This window comes from Sphingobium boeckii, from assembly GCF_014199215.1.
Lineage (GTDB): Bacteria > Pseudomonadota > Alphaproteobacteria > Sphingomonadales > Sphingomonadaceae > Sphingobium_A > Sphingobium_A boeckii.
Map to the genome: position 1 here is coordinate 943,252 of NZ_JACIJC010000001.1, position 16,649 is coordinate 959,900.

Consider the following 16,649-nt stretch of genomic DNA (forward strand, 5'->3'; position numbering starts at 1 on the left):
TCGCGTTAAAATAATACGATTGTCGTCCAGACTCAACATTCTCTGCCGATCGGATGTCCAGCATTGGCCGCAGCATCTGAACGATGCACCGATTACACTAATGAGGATGCCAAGTCCGGCGAGCGCCGCGATCCCGCTTCATGAGGATCGAGCAGTGCACGCAATTTGCATACCTGTGATCCCCATCGCGCCACAAACCCCGTGTGTCGCGCCGGTGCTCTATAAGCCAGCACAGTCTTATGCGTATCCCCACGATGCGTTTCTAACACAGGGCTCGGCTTGCTGCATGGTATAGAGTCACCATACAACGCCTCGCTCTGTACATCATGCAAGCAGACCGTCGGGCTGATGGCGAACCGCTAGGGGCGGAAGCGACCCCTTTTTGCCGTTCGGCAGCGAAATTGTCACTTCCACAAGCGGACATTTTTCAGCTGGGGTGGAGTGCTCGCTCAACGCCGCAGGGCGGCGCAGGCGGTGATTTCGCTTCCAACGAGACCATTGGCACTTTGCTTGGCTGCGCCTAGCATCTTTATCGGCAAGGAGTCGGCGCATGAATACGCTGCACGGAAGTCAAACGCCGATCGTTGGGCGTCGAACGGCCTTGGGGCTGATTGCGATTGGCCTATCAGCGCTCGCTTTGCCGGCACGTGCTCGCAACATCACTGTCCCGCAAGTCGATGCGCTGACGCTGCAGGTTTTGATCGACAACGCGACTTTTGGGCCATTCCTATCAGACGTTTCCTTGCCCGGCGTGTCGGTCGTGCGCCACACCGGCGATGCCGGGAAGCCAGTCATGTCTCGCGCGGCGCTGCATGCCGAGTTTGGATTGTCGATTCTCGCCACCTCACAAATGGATCGGACGACGGCCAAAGTGATCGTCGATTTTGGATATACCCCTGAAGCGGTGCGCAACAATCTCTCGCTACTGGGTATCGATGTGTCTGATGTAGATGCCGCCGTTCTCAGCCATGGCCACCTTGATCATTATGGCGGGTTTTCCGGTTTCTACAGGGAAAACCCTTCTCGCCGAATACCGCTTTATGTCGGCGGCGAAGAGACTTTTTGTGAGCGGCTTGCAATGATCGGGACGCCGCCACCGCTCATGGGCAGCCTTGATCGTGAAGCGCTGGCAAGGGCAGGCTTCGACGTTCGAATCGCTTCTACGCCACAGATTATCAAGGGCCAGGCCTTCACATCCGGCACGATACCGCTGTCCAGCTTTGAACGCGCAGCCATCCCGACGCAGATGCGGCCTGGCAAGGGATGCAATTTAGCAGGATTGGCGCCTGCAAAGCGCGATGTCACCCAGTTGCCAGATGATGGAGAACACGAACTCGCGACCTGCTATGCCGTGAAGGGCCTCGGGCTTGTGGTGATCGCATCATGCAGCCACCGCGGCGTTATTAATTCCGTCCGCCAGGCGCAGAAGATCTCAGGAATTGATAACGTCCACGCCGTGATCGGCGGCTTTCATCTCGTGCGCCCTCGTACGGAAGAGGAGGCCAGGCGCACGGTTGCCGAATTTGCGGCGATCGATCCGGCCTATATCATTCCGATGCATTGCACGGGTGATACCTTCATATCCGCAGCCATGCGCGTCATGCCGCAGAAGATCATCCGATCTTACATTGGCACCGAATTCGTATTTAAGGCGTAGCGCCACCCGAAACGCAAATCTCCCGCTTTCAAAATTCAAAATGTGCCTGATTGCGACCCTTTGCGGGCATTCAAAGGGTCATTTTTGCTGCCTAGGAGCCGACTGTCTGCTATTCCGGCGGGTGTCGACCCATCTACGCCATTTCTTGGTTGGCCCATGAACGGCGACTTCTTTCAGAAGCCACCGTTTGCGTGCGAGGAATGGGCGATGAGCAACGCGCCCATCACAACGTTGGTCTGGCTCCGGAAACCCATAAGCTGCCGTTACTTCAGCCGTGGATCGTTTCGCCGCGTCCTAGCATATCCACAAAGTCGGCGATCTTCCGGGCCCTAGTTTCCACCTTTTTCACCGCGCCGATACGGTAGAGGATTGCGTAGCGGTTGGCCCCCTTCAAGGTCGCAAAGAAGGCGGCTGCCTTCATGTTGTCAGCAAGCGCTGCGGCCAGGTCAGGGGGCACCTCGGCTGTACTGGCTGGCCCATAGGCCGCATCCCAGCGCCCGTCCGCCTTGGCCGCTTCGACCTGAGCGAGACCGGCGGCTCCCATCCGCCCCTCAGCGATAAGCTCGCTCGCACGGGTGCGATTGACCTCCGACCATTTGCTGCGCGGCTTGCGCGGAGTGAAGCGGATCAGCCAATAATGGCTATCATATTTGTCGAGTTGACCATCGATCCAACCATGGCACAGCGCCGCATCGATGGCTTCGCTCTTCGAAATTGTAGGCTCCGGCGCGCCTTTCTTGGCCAGCTTTAGCCACAGTCCTGGTGCGTTTGTATTCTGAGCCTCGAGCCATATCTCGAACGTCGCAGTTTCAGCGAAGGCTATGATGGACAGGCCGGCACGTATTTCATTCATGCAAAGCTCCTCCTTCACCGTTCTATTTTATCGGATCGCGCCTTCGATCGACAAGGCACGAACGTCCACCTGGCAGAAGTCGACGTTTAGTAGCATGGCCGGAATGGCAGCTCAGCCCCAGCTGCCGCATTCCGTCGTCAACCCTTTGTCGCCATTCAGAGAGTAATTTTCGCTCCCCAAGAGCGGACCGGCTGCTTACCCATAATGGATGCGCAAAATGGCGCATTGCAGTCGCTTGGTCTGCTCTGGCTCCCCGCAACGGCGAGGAGCCAGCCGATTTCAGATTTCGGTGCCTTCTGCCAATGTTAAAGCATCCTCCACATCGACCCCGAGATATCGGACCGTACTTTCGATCTTCGTGTGCCCGAGAAGGATCTGGACGGCACGAAGGTTCCCAGTCGCCTTGTAGATGATCGATGCCTTCGTTCTTCTCAGCGAATGGGTTCCGTAATCTTCGCTGGGCAAACCAATTCCCGTGACCCACTCATCGACCAGACGGGCATATTGTCTGGTGCTTATGTGGGCAGAATGGTCTGTGCGGCTCGGAAATGCGTAATCTTCCAGTGAGCCCCCGCGCAATTCGAGCCATTTGAGGAGGCTAGCGCGAGCATCGTCCATCAGCTCAAACTGAACTGGCCTGCCAGTTTTTTGCTGAACGACGGTGGCTCGGGTCCGGATCTTTCGATCACAAACAATGTCGCTGATCCGGATTTTCACCAGGTCGCAACCGCGCAGCTTGCTATCGATGGCCAGATCGAAGAGCGCCCGATCTCGAAGCCGCCGATTTTGATCAAGAAAGAAACGCACTGCCCAAATTTGACGAGGTTTGAGCGCTCGCTTCGCACCAACCCTACGTCCCGCGTTCCACGATACTCGTTCCCGAGCAGCGGGATCAAATTCTGATAATCCCATGACACTTCTCCTGCGGCCATGATGGCCACGGGAAGAACGCACCAAAGGAACGCCGACCATTGTCGGTCAATCAGTGGCCAATTTTGGTTCCCCAGGTGCGGACGGTCCGGTCCGAAGCTTAACCGCCTGATCATTTCCCTCACAGAAGCTCCTCGTCAGAATGGCCCTGAGAGAAGCGGTCATGAACTTCACAAAGTGGACCCTGGGCAGCGGATGTTTGCTGCGCGGCGACAGAAGGCAAAATGCCCATCACTTAGATGGATATCATTTCCGGCGGCCAAGGGTTGACCAGCGTTATCCCACTTCATCTGATCCACCCTGATACAGGGGGACCATTACCGATCAACGACGGAAAATAGTCCAGCAGGCCGGTATCTGCACCCAACTGCCTATGTCGCGCGCACAGCGCCGCTTTTGTAGCCGCTATTGATCCCCGACCGGGTGGGGGCGGCCACGCGCCGTTCCTTCACGAAGGATTAGACTATAATAGTCCGGCTTCGACAGCGGCCAGGCGATTTCTGCGGCTCACTGGAATGCGCCTGCCATTGTGCAGAACAAGTATGGGGCCGCTGACCGTCCGTTCAGTGCGCTCGATGGCCCTGCGGGCGACCCAATAGGAGCGGTGGACGCGGGCACCGGTCTCTTTGCCCTCCAGCTCGCCGATCGCATCCGAAATCCGGTATAAGATCAAGTCCTCGCCCTTTTCTCCGATCACGCGAAGATAGTGTTCTTCGGCGACGAGTGCCCAAAGCGCGCCTATCGGCTTCTTGATACGCATGGCGAAGGCTGGAGGCGATAAAGCGGGGTGGATAATGCCTTCGCTGCCGATCGACGAAGGTTGAAGGGCAGGTTGCATGTGCGTTCTGCGATAGCCGAACCGCTGAAGGCCGTGGTAATGAACCAGTGCCAGATTGATAAGCAGCCACATCAAAATATTCACGGTTTGTCGGGGCGCGACTGCGCCGAGCGAGGTCGAAGGGGCCGGACGCCACAGATCTTCCAAGACGAAGGCGCTCTGGAAGCGAAGCACGTAGACATGCTTTCCCAGTTCGAGCAGCGGCGTCGCCAAGATGGCACCGGCGATGAGCACCACCCAAAGCGGCGGCTGCCACGGTTTCAGAAGGATACGCGCGCCTCGCGTAGTGAACTCGTAGACTACGAGGGTAAGCAGACTGGCACCGATCCAGAAAACCATCGCGCTCTCGATCGGCCAGCCGCTGGTCCGCCCGGCGTTGAGCCAGCCGAGCGGCAATGCGATGGCCTCCATGATCGCGAAAACGACCAGGAACGACTTTACGTCCTCTGGTGAGAACAAGGTATCTCGAAGCCTCGATTCGAATGTCAAATACCGCATGTTCAGCCCCTTCCATAAGGTGCCGCGCCGGAGCGACCGCGCTGCAGGTTTCCTGTCGCGCAACATAAACGGTAGTCCCGCCATTCATGCTGCGCCAGCGGTATCTACTGACTATCCGCGCAATGAATATCGCCATCCAAGAAGATGGGTCTTCTAGCGCCTCTGCTTAGTCTGCAGCCATCATGTCGCGACGAACCGCTCGGCAGGGAGCGCGAGCGCGTTGCAAACTGATTAGGGGGCATGATGACGATAAAACATATTCTTTACGCTGGGACCGCGATGTTGGCCGTAGTGCCGGCCAACGCCCAAACGCTTGTAGCGTCAAACGACACCTTGGCTGTTGCCGCCACCGAAGAAGCGGCGCCTGGCGATATCGTCGTAACAGCACGCAAGCGCGAGGAGACGCTGCAAGAAGTGCCGTTGACGATCAACGTGCTCTCACAGGCTCAGATCGAGCGGCAGGCCATTTCCAATCTCGCCGACATTGCAAAAAACACACCCGGCCTGACGTTCGCTGATGGCATCTCGCAAGGCGATCCCCGCCTTTCGATCCGAGGCCAGTCGAACATTCGTGCCGCAAGTCAGCCTACTGTCGGCGTGTTCATAGACGGCATCGACATCCCTTTCCTCTCAGGCCTGAACACCGAGAGCCTCGACATATCAAGAATTGAAGTGGTCAAGGGTCCGCAGAGCGCGCTCTTCGGCCGCGGCGTCGAGGCTGGCGCGATCAACTACATCAGCCGCCGTCCCGAGTTCGAGACCAACGGTTATATGCAAGGCGAAGTAGGCACGGATGAACTCTATGATATCCGCGGCAGAATAAATCTGCCCGTCAGCGACACTTTCGCGGTGTCCGCTTCGGGCCGCTACAAGAATTTCGACGGATTTTACAGCAATAAGCTTACTGGTCGAAGCACGATCGGCGGCGGTGAAGTGAAGACCGGCGCCTTCGCGGCGCGCTACAAACCCGATGACAGATTGGAAGTCTATCTTCGGACTTCCTATTCGGACGAATATCTTGAACAGCAAGCGCGCGTTTCGGTCGATTCCAACACCAAGACAGGCCCTGGCGCTGCTCAAGTCTGGTATGTTGGCGCGCTTAAGGCCGACCCTGACCAGATCTTCGCCAATTCCGATAATTATGGCGGCTTCCGGCGCGAAGTCTACACCGCAAGCCTGATCGTCGATTATGATATCGGTCCGGTCACTTTCTCTTCGATCAGCGGCTACAACCATACAAACCGGCTGATCGATATCGATGCCGACTATATGGGGACCAACTCGACCCAGCTTCCGCTGCACCCGGTATTCCGCAACAACGTCCGTGGTTACAGCGATCTCAGTCTCGATAGCTACAGTCAGGAAGCGCGCGTTTCATCATCGGAGCCCGGCCCATTTCAGTGGCTTGCTGGCGTATACCTCCAGAGCCAGAAGAACGAGTCGGTAGGGGGCAGCATCTATGGCACCGACCGCACGCCGGCAACGTCAGTCCTACGGCCGCTGGACGAGAAGATCGATACGGTCGCCGTCTTCGGATCGGCTTCCTACCAATTGGGTGACCTGCGGCTTTCAGGCGAAGTGCGCTACAATCGTGACAAGAACCATTCGGTTGTTCCAGGCCTGGTTTTCGATGAGACTTTCGAGAACATCCTGCCACGCTTCACGGCCGAATATAAGCTGAGCAGAAACTTCCGCGTCTATGCCAGCGCAGCAAAGGGCAACAAGCCAGGCGGTTTCAACCTGAGTCCGGGTTCGGGCAATGCGGTCCTGCCGAATGAACTGATCCCCTTCAACGAGGAAGAGACATGGTCCTACGAAGCCGGCTTCAAATCGGAACTCTTTGACGACGTACTCACGTTCAACGCCGCCGCTTTCTACATCGACTGGAAGCAATTGCAGGTCGACGACCAATTGACCACGCCCGGCGGCCTAATCGGATATACCAGCAATGCCGGCAAGGCCGAGGTCACTGGCGGCGAGGTCGAACTCTTCTTCCGCCCGACCCGCGACTTCAACGTCTCCTTGGGCTACGCCTATTCGCCGTCGCGGATCATCGATTATCAGCTCTCGCAGGCGCGCACCGCCGGCATCGTGACGCTCGGACGCAAGCATTTGCCTTTCACGGCCGATCACACCGCGGTGCTCGGCATAAACTATTCGAAGCCAGTTTCGGATGAGTTGACGGTCTTCGGCCAGTGGAACACGCGCTACAGTTCGCGGCAATATGCGACGGTCGCCAATCTTGAATATGTCAACGCTCGCTCCGTGACCGACATCCTGTTCGGCGCGCGCACCGAGACGGTCGACGTAACATTCTATGTCAACAACCTGTTCGACAATCGCACGCCGTCCAGCGCCTCGACCTATCCTGACGTCCAGACTGGTTTGCGATCGTTTCTCGTCAGCGTTGCCGATCCTCGCCAGATCGGTGTCCGCACCCGATTTAACTTCTGACAAGGAGGTCACGTGTATCAAGGATTCTCCCGCCGCGCCCTAATGGGCGCGGGGTTTGCCCTGGCAGCGACGACGGCATTGCCGCGTAGCTTGCTGGCGGCAGAGCAGACCGAGGTCATCATCGTCGGCGGGGGGCTATCCGGCCTCAACGCCGCGATGGTGCTCGCCGAACAGGGCTGCAAGGTGACAGTGCTCGAAGCCTCGACGCGTATTGGAGGCCGCGTATTTACTTCGACGGAAATCGAAGGCAGCCCCGAGCATGGAGCCTCTCAATTGGGCCCATTCTACGCGCGCGTTCTCGACAGGTGCCGTCAGCTTGAGGTGAAGCTCGGTGCGGGGGCCAATCTCTATGCCGATTATGCCTTGTCCGTGGATGGCAAACTCATGAACGCATCGGATTGGGAGAGCTCACCACTCAACAGGACGGTAGGCGCGGAGAGGAGCGTAGTCCCCTCCGCGTTGGGCAGCTATTTTCTGACCAAATACAATCCGTTCGACGCCTTGGACGAGTGGACGACACCGGCGGCGCTCGCGAAGTACGATATCTCCTATGCGGAGTGGCTTCACCAGGTCGGTGCGTCGGATGCAGCGATGGATATGATCGGGCGTGGCCAGGTCGAAGCGAGCTTGTCCGAAGTCGCGGTCCTGACCAATCTTCAGGAGATTGGTCGTCCGACGTTCGAAACGCGCAACAGTCCTACTTCCGCCAACCGCGATGTTTTCGAGCAATACGCCCGGACATCGCAACATGTGATTGGGGGCACATCTCGGCTTTCAGACGCGATGGCGGCAAGCCTCAAGGGTGGAGTGCTGACTGGCAAGAAGGTCGTAGGGATTGATATGACACCGGCCGGAGCCACTGTCACATGTGGCGACGGCACCAGCTACAAAGGCGATTTCGTCATATCGGCGCTGCCATTCAGTCAGCTTCGCAAAATCGCGATCACGCCGAAACTGACCGGAGAGCAAGCGGCGGCCGTGGAAACCATGCCTTACGCCGGGCAAAATCAGGTCTGGCTGCGCGTGAAGGCTCCGTATTGGGAGGATGACGGGATCACCGGTTCGGTCTGGAGCGATGGGCCGACCAGCCTGTTGCGCCAGTCCATCGATTATGACGGAAGCCGTAACAGCGCGACTGTGCTGACCACCGGCGCCAAGGCGGCAGTGCTCGACCGTCTGCCACCGCAGGAGCGCGGCGCGTTCGTCTTGGCGGAATTGGCAAAGATCCGGCCCTCGACCAAGGGCAAGCTCGAAGTGTTGGGCACCTTTTCCTGGAAACAGGATCTCTTTGTCGGTGGCTGCCGCCACACATTCCGGCCAGGCGAGATGAAGCGGTTTCGCCCGGTGATGGCGCAGCCCCATGAACGGATGCACTTCGCCGGAGAGCATACGCGCGTCATCGAGGTGGGCATGGAGGCTGCGATGGAAAGCGGAGAGCGCGCTGCGCTTGAAGTCCTTTCCCGGGCGTGACGCGCGCGGGGCGTAATAGCGGTGCAGCATCGGTCATTCGCGCAGCATGAATGGTGGCTCGGCCAAGTTCGTCCTGAGTGGGCACCGTTGACGCATGATTACATGTCATTCGCGCAACGGGCGTAGCCAGCGCGGCGTCCTTCACCGATCAACCTATTAAGGAGTCGAACATGAATGGTCTGAATCTGACAATTCTGGGCGCGATCGGCCTTGCCGGCGTCACCGCCCTCGGGGCTGGGTTGCCAGGCAAGGCCCGAGCGCAGGCGCAGCCGAACGGCGCTCTTGTCTGGGCCCAGTGCAGCGCCTGTCATTCGCTGGCGGCCGGAGCGCCGCAAAAGCTTGGGCCAAACCTGAACGGCATTATCGGCAAGCGCGCAGGCGCGGTCCCAAAGTACAATTATTCGCCAGCGCTGAAGGCGTCGAACATCGTCTGGACTGAAGCCGCGATGGATCAATGGCTCACCCGGCCTGCGGCGATGGTTCGTGGCAGCAAGATGGCCTTCATCGGCATCTCTGATCCTGCAAAGCGCAAGGCTCTTATCCAATATCTGAAGCGGGGGCAGTGATGCGCAACAGTTTATGGTTCGCCCTTTCGGGCTTCGTAGCATTGGCGGCGGCGACGCCGGCCGCCGCAGACGGAGCGCCAAAGGTTTTCGCCGATTGCAGCGATTGTCCCGAGATGGTCGTGGTGCCCGCCGGCACGTTCAAGATGGGCGCGGAAGGCGGCGAAGAAGGACGACCGGAAGGGCCGATCCGCGATATCGCGATCGCGCGGCCCTTCGCGCTCGGCAGTCATGAGGTCACGGTCGATCAATTCGAACGCTTTGCCACCGAAACCGGTTATCAGGCCGTTGGCGATTGCCGATCATGGGTGGCATCGACCACATCGGTCGAGCTGATACCCGGTTCCGATTTCCATAAGCCCAGTCCCGACACCGAACTTCACGGCACCCTGCCGGTGACGTGCGTCGCGTGGAGCGGCGCCAAGGCCTATGTCGCATGGCTGAGCGCGCGGACGGGCCAAAGCTATCGCCTGCCGACCGAGGCGGAATGGGAATATGCGGCGCGCGCGGGTTCTTCCGCGGCATATCCCTGGGGTGGCAAAGCCGAGGATGGCTGCGCTTACGCCAATCTCTATGATGAGGCGGGTCGTAAGCCGGAACTGACATCACCAGTCGTCGCCTGCAACGATGGCCACATCAAGGCTTCGCCGGTGAAGTCGCTCAAACCGAATGCTTTCGGCCTGTACGACATGATCGGCAATGTCTGGGAATGGACGCAGGACTGCTATGTCGCGCCATATCCCGCGGCAGCGCCGAAAGATGGCAGCGCTTATGAGTTAAGCGGACCCTGTCCACGGCGCTCGGTGCGCGGGGGCAGTTGGATGACCGCGGCTTTCCGCGACCGCGCGGCCTGGCGCGGCCGTGATCCGGAAGAACAGGAAAGCTGGATCTTCGGCTTCCGCATTGCCCGCGATCTCTCTCCGTCGGAAGCGAAATAGGCCTGTGGTCAGCACCAGCCCCGCTGCCGTCTCCGTTCCCGATTCGAAAGGCACCGGCCTTCCGACGTCGATCGTATTGGGTTGGGGCGTTGGCTCGCTCTCGGTCGCAATCCTCTACAACACGACCGGGCTGCTGTTACTGCGTTTCATGGTGGATAATCTGGCGCTCAGCGCTGGCCTCGCCGCCTTGTTGATCGCAGGCTCCAAAATCTATGACGGACTCATCGATCCCCTCGTCGGCATGGTGAGTGACCGCTTCGAAACGCGCATGGGCCGTCGTCGGCCCTGGCTTTTGGCAGGCGGCGTGATTTGCGCGCTTTCGCTGCCTTTGCTGTTCGCACCCCCGACGTTGAGCGATAGCGCCACGATCGTCTGGATGGCTGGAGCGCTGATCGTCTATTCGACCGGATATGCCGTCTTCTGCGTGCCCTATATGGCCATGCCCGCCGAAATGACCGAAGATAGTCATCAGCGCTCGGTCATAATGTCATGGCGGGTCAAAGCGATAGCCATCGGCCAGTTGCTGGCCGGGGCGGCTGGACCGGCGCTCATCGTGGCTTTCGGCGGTGGCCGCGACGGCCATGCGGGAATGAGCATGGTCATGGGGATTTTGGTTTTGCTGGCCGCACTGGTCTGCTTCCGTATGACCCGCAACGCCCGTCGTCTGCCGCGCTCCACGCACAGGCCCGGCTGGCGAGATCAACTCGGCATTCTGCGCAATTCGGATTTCGTCTGGCTGCTGGTTGCCAAACTGCTGCAGTTGACCGGCGTTGCCACTTCATCAGCCGTGATCGCCTTCTTCATGCAGCGCATTCTCAAGCTCAGCGATGCGCATTTGGGCTTCGTATTTGGCGCTTCGACGATTGGAATCATTGTCGGCGCACCGATTTGGACCCGCATTTCCAAGCACCTTGGCAAGCACAAGACCTATCTGCTCGCTGCTGCTGTTCATTCGCTTGCCGGTATTACCTGGATGTTCGCCCAACCAGGTGAATCCCTCTCCATCCTTGTCCTTCGTTCGGCAATACTCGGCGTGGGATCCGCGGGGATGCTGTTGATCGGCCAGTCACTGCTGCCAGATGTCGCCGCAGCGGACGCCGCCAAGAGTGGATTTGCACGGGAAGGCGCATTTGCCGGCCTTTATACGACCATCGAGAAGGTCTCCTATGCCATCGGCATCGCCGCGGTTGGCGCATTCCTTCAACTCAATGGCTATATTCCCGGTGTCGGACCCGAAATTGCTCAACCGGAAAGCGCCATGCGCGCGCTGGTGTGGTCGGTTTCCATCGTGCCTAGCGTTTGCGCCTTGTTGGCCGCGCTGGCGATTCTCCGGGTACGGCCAGAGCTTGGCAGGGCTAGGGCGTGACCGACATTGTGTTCACGCGCAGAGGGTTTATTAAGGCCGGCGCGCTTGGCGTGCTCGTGCTCGGAACCGACATTTCCGGAGCCGTCGCCCAAGCGCCGGGTGCCGCCGTCGAGCTTGGAGCCTATCTCGGTATCGCTGAGGACGGGGCGGTCACCATCGTTTCACCGGCGTCCGAAATGGGCCAAGGGGCGTATGACGCACTGGCGCGCATGGTCGCCGAGGAACTCGAATGTGCTTGGGACAGCGTGAGCGTCCGCGCACCTTGGGCGGACGAACGCTTTCGCAATCCACTCAGCAAGATTCAGCGTACCGTTAATAGCGAGACGATCTCCGGCTATTATAGCCCGCTCCGCAAGGTTGGTGCGGCGGCCCGCGAAATGCTGATCTCCGCGGCTGCGCAACACTGGGGCGTCGACCCTGCCGGCCTTACCGCCACTCAAGGCCGCATCGCTCACGCAGCCTCCGGGCGTTCGATCAGTTATGGCCAACTTGCAGCGGCTGCGGCCGCTTTGCCGGTGCCAAGCGAGCCAAAGCTCAAAGCCGCCAAGGATTTCAAGCTGATCGGCAAAGCGATTCCGCGCAAAGACCTGTCTGCCAAGGTCTTCGGCACTGCCGAATTCGGTGCCGATATCTTCGAGCCGGGAATGCTCACGGCCATGCTGTCGCTGGCACCGCACCCGATGTGCAAGATCACGCACGTCGATTCCGCCAAGGCGCAGACTATGCCGGGCGTGATCAAGATCGTGCCGGTCGATGGCGGCGTCGCGGTGATCGCGGACAATTTCTGGCACGCGCGCAAGGCCTCGGAAGCGATAGTACTCGAATACGAGGCCGCTCCGACCGCCGAGCTTAGTGACGATGTGATCGCCGACCGCTTCAGCAAGGCGCTGATCGAAGTCCCGGGCCAGACATTTCCCGAAACGGATTTCTCGGTTTTTCCGCCAAAGATGATCCAGCCCGATCGGCCCCAAGTGGCCAAAGCGCTGGAAAGCGCGGCTAGCGTCCTCGACATGACATATGACGTCCCGCATCTCGCGCACGCCGCGATGGAACCACTCGTCTGCTCGGCCAAATTGACCCCTGAAGGCCTGCTTGTCCGGGGGCCGTTACAGGCACCCGAAGTGTCTCGCCAGGTTGCGGCAGACATTGCGGCCTTGCCGCTCGACAAGGTGCGTGTCGAGATGACCTTTCTGGGCGGTGCATTCGGTCGCAAATGGGCGACCGATTTTGTACGCATCGCCGTGCAGGCGGCGATCGCTATGCCTGGCCGCATGGTTCGCACGATGTGGACCCGCGAACAGGATTTCACCATGGACCAGTTCCGCCCGGCCTTTCGCGCCCGAATACGGGCAGCACTCTCCGATACCGGCGAGATCGCCGGTATGCACAGCCAGATCACCGGTCCATCGATCTGGCGCTATCAAAAGAAGAAACAGATTCCGGGCATGGCCGACCCGTCGGTCGCGGCGATGTTGATCTACGACCGCTACAAATTCCCCAACAAGTTGATGGAGTTTCACGAAGTCGAATTGGGTATCCCCGCCGGCTATTGGCGCAGCGTTACCCTGTCTCAGGTCGCCTTCTTTGCCGAGAGCGCGATCGATGAGATCGCTGTGGCAACGAAGCAGGATGCTTACACATTGCGCCGTAACCTGCTGTCTGGCCCGGGCCATGGACGGCTTGTGGCGGTTATGGACAAGGCAGCCGCAATGATCGGCTGGGAAAATCCGCGTCAGCCCAACGTCGGCCGCGGCATCGCCATTGCCTATGGTGCGGACAGCTTCTGCGCGATGGCCGCTGAAGTCGAAGTGACCGAGCGTATGTTCAATATTCGGCGGCTCGTCTGCGCTTTCGATTGTGGACGCATCATCGATCCATCAAGCCTGGAGGCGCAGATCAGTGGTGGTATCGTATTCGGCCTGCAGGCAACGCTATGGGGTGAGGTGCCGTTCGCCGATGGCCGACCACAAGTGCAGAATTTCGGCGAGTTTCGGATGCCGCTGATCAGCGACATCCCGCCGATCGACGTGCACCTCGTCGACAGTGATCATCCGCCAGCAGGCGCGGGCGAAGCTTCGACGCCGCTTGTCGCGCCCGCGATATGCAACGCCATCGCGCAGGCGAACGGCACCCGCATTCGCCGGCTCCCTTTGTCAAAATCGTTCGACATCTAGCGCTGGGAACAAGCTATGGCTCAAGAACTCAACGTGAACGGTCGGAACCGGAAGCTCGACGGCGATGGCGACATGCCCTTGCTTTGGGCATTGCGGGACTTGCTGCATCTGACCGGCGCGAAATACGGCTGCGGCATTGGCCTTTGCGGTGCCTGCACCGTGCATGTGAACGGCGAGGCGGTGCGCGCGTGCATGATGCAGCTCGGTGATGTGCCCCCAGGCTCAAGAATTACCACCATCGAAGGATTGGGTACGCCCGACAAGCCGCACCCCCTGCAGACGGCGTGGATCGTCGAGCAAGTCCCGCAATGCGGTTTCTGCCAAACCGGAATGATCATGGCCGCGGCGGCGCTGCTCAAGGAGACGCCCAAGCCCTCGGAAAGCGAAATTGGCGGCGCGATCTCCAACATCTGCCGCTGCGGCACATATTCACGGGTGGTCAAGGCGATCCAGCGCGCTGCTGGGCAATTGTCAAAAGCATGAATCTATTGCGTTGATTGTCAAAATCATGGTGTTCGACATGTATCTCCAGATCAATACAGGTAACTTCGATATGGATGAATGGACATTTTTGCCGCAGTCCAGTGACGCGCTTTGCTGCGTTCGGCCAACCTCGCATGGGCGTGCCCTATGATCCGCCAGTCGCTGCCACGAACGCCCAATCGGCTCGAGGCCATCGAGAACAGCCGCGCACTGGACGAGCAATTTCTCGCGATGATCGTCGGGCTCACTTCCGAAGTCACCGTTTTGCGTGCGCGGCTCGACGCCTGCGAGCGACTTCTGATCAGCGCGGGTGCGCTGGAACGTGGGGCAATTGATCAATTCGACCCGCCGGGTGACGCGCAGGTGGAACGCGATGCGCAGCGCCAGCGCATCCTCGCCAAGGTTTTCAGGCCATTGCGTGAAGCGGCGCAGGGCGATCTCGCAACAAAGAGAGGAGAGTCTGCATGAGCGTTCAAAAACTCGCCGAAAGGCGCGCAGACCTTTGCCACCCGTTGATTGCGGTCCCCAGCCACGATGAGTTAGTCGAGCAATTATTCGTTCGGGACCTCAAACAGTTCGTTAACGGCCCGCTTGAAGGCGTTCAGGCCGAATTGGCTGATGAGGAGGGGCGTTCGCTGGACAAGGCGGGGTCAAACAATGGCGTCGCCGACCTTCGCGCGCGCATGTCCCAGCATCAAAGTTTTCGCACCTGGCTGGCCCTGAAGCGGGAATCACAGCGTCAATTATGGGCGACGGTTGGCGACAGCGTGGAACGTCAGGCACCTCAGCTTGAAGCATTGGCGGAAATTGCCGCGCCGCGCGGCTCGGTCCGGACCAGTGAGAGTTTCGTTCCGCCCGATTATATCCTGCGCGGCGATATCCATCTGATGCCGGGCGGCAACGCCCATGACGATGGCTCGCTCATGCAGGGCGCGGTGATGGATCGCGGCGGGGCTGTATTCATGCTCGGTCGAAATGGCGGGATGCTCAACGATTTGCGCGGCCAGACCGCGATGGCACATGTGCTGACCCGCCGCCCTGACTTCACTCCGGAGCGCATTCTCGATATGGGCTGCGGGATCGGCACCAGCACCGTGCCATCCGCGCAATGTTTTCCCGACGCCGAGGTGCATGGGATCGATGTCGGCGCGTCCATCTTGCGTTATGCCCATGCGCGCGCCGAGCATCTGGGCGCTCCCGTGCATTTTTCGCAGCAAAGCGCGGAGCGCACCGATTTTTCAGATGCCAGCTTCGATCTGGTCTTCAGTTGCGTGCTGTTTCACGAGACGTCTCAAGCAGCAATGTTCAATATTCTTGCGGAAAGTCGGCGCCTTCTTCGCCCAGGGGGTCTCGCCGTCCATCTCGAAGTGCCGCTCCTTCACGATAATTCTGACACTTGGGTCGAACTCAACGGCGAATTGGAGGCCCAGTATAATAATGAGCCAAACTGGCGTGGCGCGCTGACGGCTGACTATATGAAGATGATGGTGGCGGCGGGGTTTGGCGATGTGATGACTGGTTACCAGCCCACGAGCCCGGCGGCGCGGCAGGGGCCGTTTCGCTTTGGGGCCGAAAGCGAGGGCGTTTTTCGTTCATGGTTCGTGGCTTCCGGGACCGCTTAAGCGGCCAGGGACACGGGGTAGGAGCAGGCCCGATTTTTCATCCGGAACTACGACGATCGCTTCGATCTCGATCAGGAAATCGGGCGGCGACGGCGCGGTTCCGTCGGAAAAAGTGTAGGGCACAGGCGCGAATCCGTCCGTTGTGCCGAGCACCGAGCAGACACGCGTCTAGCCTCGGCCCGCGCCGCGTCAGGGCGACATGGATGATCCCTATCGCCGACGACGCAGCGGCCAGTGAAACATCACCTATGTGATCGCCTTTTTCGAACATCGACATCACCAGATAACTCCGGAACGCGCGCCTAGGTATGATGGAGGCATAGGCGAGCGGATTTGGTCGAGAAACAGATCCCGGCGTCGTGTTGATGCGCGAGAGATCGTGGCGGATGCTGGGAATCCGCTTCGGCAGCGCTGACGGCACGCCTGCTGCGGATCGCCTGGCGGAAAGGATCTGAAGGCTACTAGGTGGGATGGTGGCACTTTGTCTTCGGGCATTCGGCGAGGCGTTTCTCCGGCAAATCATAGTTCGGATCGGTTGCCGCCACCGAGGTGCGAGCGATTAGGGCAGCGTAATTGGCAAAAGTTGGGCGAAAGCGCAGATGCTGCTCCCGACCCTGTGTAGCCGCTCAGCAGCAAGATTCGCGCTCTTAGGAGCGGACGTTCCGCTTCTTACTATCGAGCAAAAAGCGCTTCAACGCCCCCCCATTCAAGTCGGCAGTGTAGGCCCCAAGGCTTCAATGATCTGGCAATCGGCAGCAATGCCTCCCTCTCACGAACCATTGACCGCCTTCAGCTCGCGACGC

The 16,649-nt window shown here is 59.4% G+C and carries 13 protein-coding genes; 10 read left to right on the forward strand and 3 right to left on the reverse strand.

Annotation, left to right across the window (positions count from 1 at the left end):
- The first annotated feature begins 550 nt into the window (after positions 1–550).
- On the forward strand, positions 551–1,657 hold the full coding sequence (locus FHS49_RS04560) for an MBL fold metallo-hydrolase (protein WP_184015651.1): 1,107 nt from the start codon (positions 551–553) through the stop codon (positions 1,655–1,657).
- 268 nt (positions 1,658–1,925) lie between these two features.
- On the opposite strand, the gene FHS49_RS04565 is transcribed toward FHS49_RS04560, so the two are convergent.
- The 3 genes from FHS49_RS04565 to FHS49_RS04575 all read right to left on the reverse strand — a co-directional run bounded on the left by FHS49_RS04565 (position 1,926) and on the right by FHS49_RS04575 (position 4,776).
- Positions 1,926–2,510: a YdeI/OmpD-associated family protein gene (locus FHS49_RS04565; RefSeq protein ID WP_184015653.1), complete on the reverse strand. Its 585-nt coding sequence runs from the start codon at positions 2,508–2,510 to the stop codon at positions 1,926–1,928.
- A 279-nt stretch (positions 2,511–2,789) separates the two neighbouring features.
- The gene (locus FHS49_RS04570) at positions 2,790–3,422 is read right to left on the reverse strand and encodes a tyrosine-type recombinase/integrase (protein ID WP_184015655.1); all 633 of its coding nucleotides are present in this window, start codon (positions 3,420–3,422) and stop codon (positions 2,790–2,792) included.
- Positions 3,423–3,903: 481 nt separating this feature from the next.
- A complete protein-coding gene (locus tag FHS49_RS04575; RefSeq protein ID WP_184015657.1) occupies positions 3,904–4,776 on the reverse strand; it encodes a LytTR family DNA-binding domain-containing protein in 873 nt (290 codons plus the stop codon).
- 279 nt (positions 4,777–5,055) lie between these two features.
- On the opposite strand from FHS49_RS04575, the gene FHS49_RS04580 reads away from it, so the two are divergent.
- The 9 genes from FHS49_RS04580 (at position 5,056) to FHS49_RS04620 (ending at position 15,846) form a co-directional block, all read left to right on the forward strand.
- Positions 5,056–7,230, forward strand: a complete 2,175-nt coding sequence (locus tag FHS49_RS04580) for a TonB-dependent receptor (RefSeq protein ID WP_184015659.1) — start codon at positions 5,056–5,058, stop codon at positions 7,228–7,230.
- A 12-nt stretch (positions 7,231–7,242) separates the two neighbouring features.
- The gene (locus tag FHS49_RS04585) at positions 7,243–8,700 is read left to right on the forward strand and encodes an FAD-dependent oxidoreductase (RefSeq protein WP_184015661.1); all 1,458 of its coding nucleotides are present in this window, start codon (positions 7,243–7,245) and stop codon (positions 8,698–8,700) included.
- Positions 8,701–8,870: 170 nt separating this feature from the next.
- Positions 8,871–9,266 (forward strand): c-type cytochrome, encoded by a 396-nt coding sequence (locus tag FHS49_RS04590; RefSeq protein WP_184015663.1) that lies wholly within the window; start codon positions 8,871–8,873, stop codon positions 9,264–9,266.
- Positions 9,266–10,201 carry a formylglycine-generating enzyme family protein gene (locus tag FHS49_RS04595; RefSeq protein WP_184015665.1) on the forward strand — a complete coding sequence of 312 codons (936 nt, stop codon included), beginning with the start codon at positions 9,266–9,268 and terminating at the stop codon, positions 10,199–10,201. The genes FHS49_RS04590 and FHS49_RS04595 overlap by 1 nt, the downstream gene beginning before the upstream one ends.
- 4 nt (positions 10,202–10,205) lie before the next feature.
- Positions 10,206–11,567 carry an MFS transporter gene (locus tag FHS49_RS04600; RefSeq protein WP_184015667.1) on the forward strand — a complete coding sequence of 454 codons (1,362 nt, stop codon included), beginning with the start codon at positions 10,206–10,208 and terminating at the stop codon, positions 11,565–11,567.
- Positions 11,564–13,741: a molybdopterin cofactor-binding domain-containing protein gene (locus FHS49_RS04605; RefSeq protein ID WP_184015669.1), complete on the forward strand. Its 2,178-nt coding sequence runs from the start codon at positions 11,564–11,566 to the stop codon at positions 13,739–13,741. The genes FHS49_RS04600 and FHS49_RS04605 overlap by 4 nt, the downstream gene beginning before the upstream one ends.
- A 15-nt stretch (positions 13,742–13,756) precedes the next feature.
- Entirely contained in the window at positions 13,757–14,224 is a 468-nt protein-coding gene (locus FHS49_RS04610; RefSeq protein ID WP_184015671.1) for a (2Fe-2S)-binding protein, read from the forward strand.
- Positions 14,225–14,371: 147 nt separating this feature from the next.
- Positions 14,372–14,692, forward strand: coding sequence for a hypothetical protein (locus FHS49_RS04615; protein ID WP_184015673.1), 321 nt, complete (start codon positions 14,372–14,374; stop codon positions 14,690–14,692).
- Entirely contained in the window at positions 14,689–15,846 is a 1,158-nt protein-coding gene (locus FHS49_RS04620) for a class I SAM-dependent methyltransferase (RefSeq protein ID WP_184015675.1), read from the forward strand. The genes FHS49_RS04615 and FHS49_RS04620 overlap by 4 nt, the downstream gene beginning before the upstream one ends.
- Positions 15,847–16,649: the final 803 nt, after the last annotated feature.

Excerpts from the sequence above, each read along its gene's own strand:
- FHS49_RS04560 (WP_184015651.1), top strand. The coding sequence starts at position 551 with ATGAATACGCTGCACGGAAGTCAAACGCCGATCGTTGGGCGTCGAACG.
- FHS49_RS04610 (WP_184015671.1), top strand. The coding sequence starts at position 13,757 with ATGGCTCAAGAACTCAACGTGAACGGTCGGAACCGGAAGCTCGACGGC.
- FHS49_RS04620 (WP_184015675.1), top strand. The coding sequence starts at position 14,689 with ATGAGCGTTCAAAAACTCGCCGAAAGGCGCGCAGACCTTTGCCACCCG.
- FHS49_RS04615 (WP_184015673.1), top strand. The coding sequence starts at position 14,372 with ATGATCCGCCAGTCGCTGCCACGAACGCCCAATCGGCTCGAGGCCATC.
- FHS49_RS04565 (WP_184015653.1), bottom strand. The coding sequence starts at position 2,510 with ATGAATGAAATACGTGCCGGCCTGTCCATCATAGCCTTCGCTGAAACT.
- FHS49_RS04590 (WP_184015663.1), top strand. The coding sequence starts at position 8,871 with ATGAATGGTCTGAATCTGACAATTCTGGGCGCGATCGGCCTTGCCGGC.
- FHS49_RS04575 (WP_184015657.1), bottom strand. The coding sequence starts at position 4,776 with ATGCGGTATTTGACATTCGAATCGAGGCTTCGAGATACCTTGTTCTCA.
- FHS49_RS04580 (WP_184015659.1), top strand. The coding sequence starts at position 5,056 with ATGTTGGCCGTAGTGCCGGCCAACGCCCAAACGCTTGTAGCGTCAAAC.
- FHS49_RS04595 (WP_184015665.1), top strand. The coding sequence starts at position 9,266 with ATGCGCAACAGTTTATGGTTCGCCCTTTCGGGCTTCGTAGCATTGGCG.
- FHS49_RS04570 (WP_184015655.1), bottom strand. The coding sequence starts at position 3,422 with ATGGGATTATCAGAATTTGATCCCGCTGCTCGGGAACGAGTATCGTGG.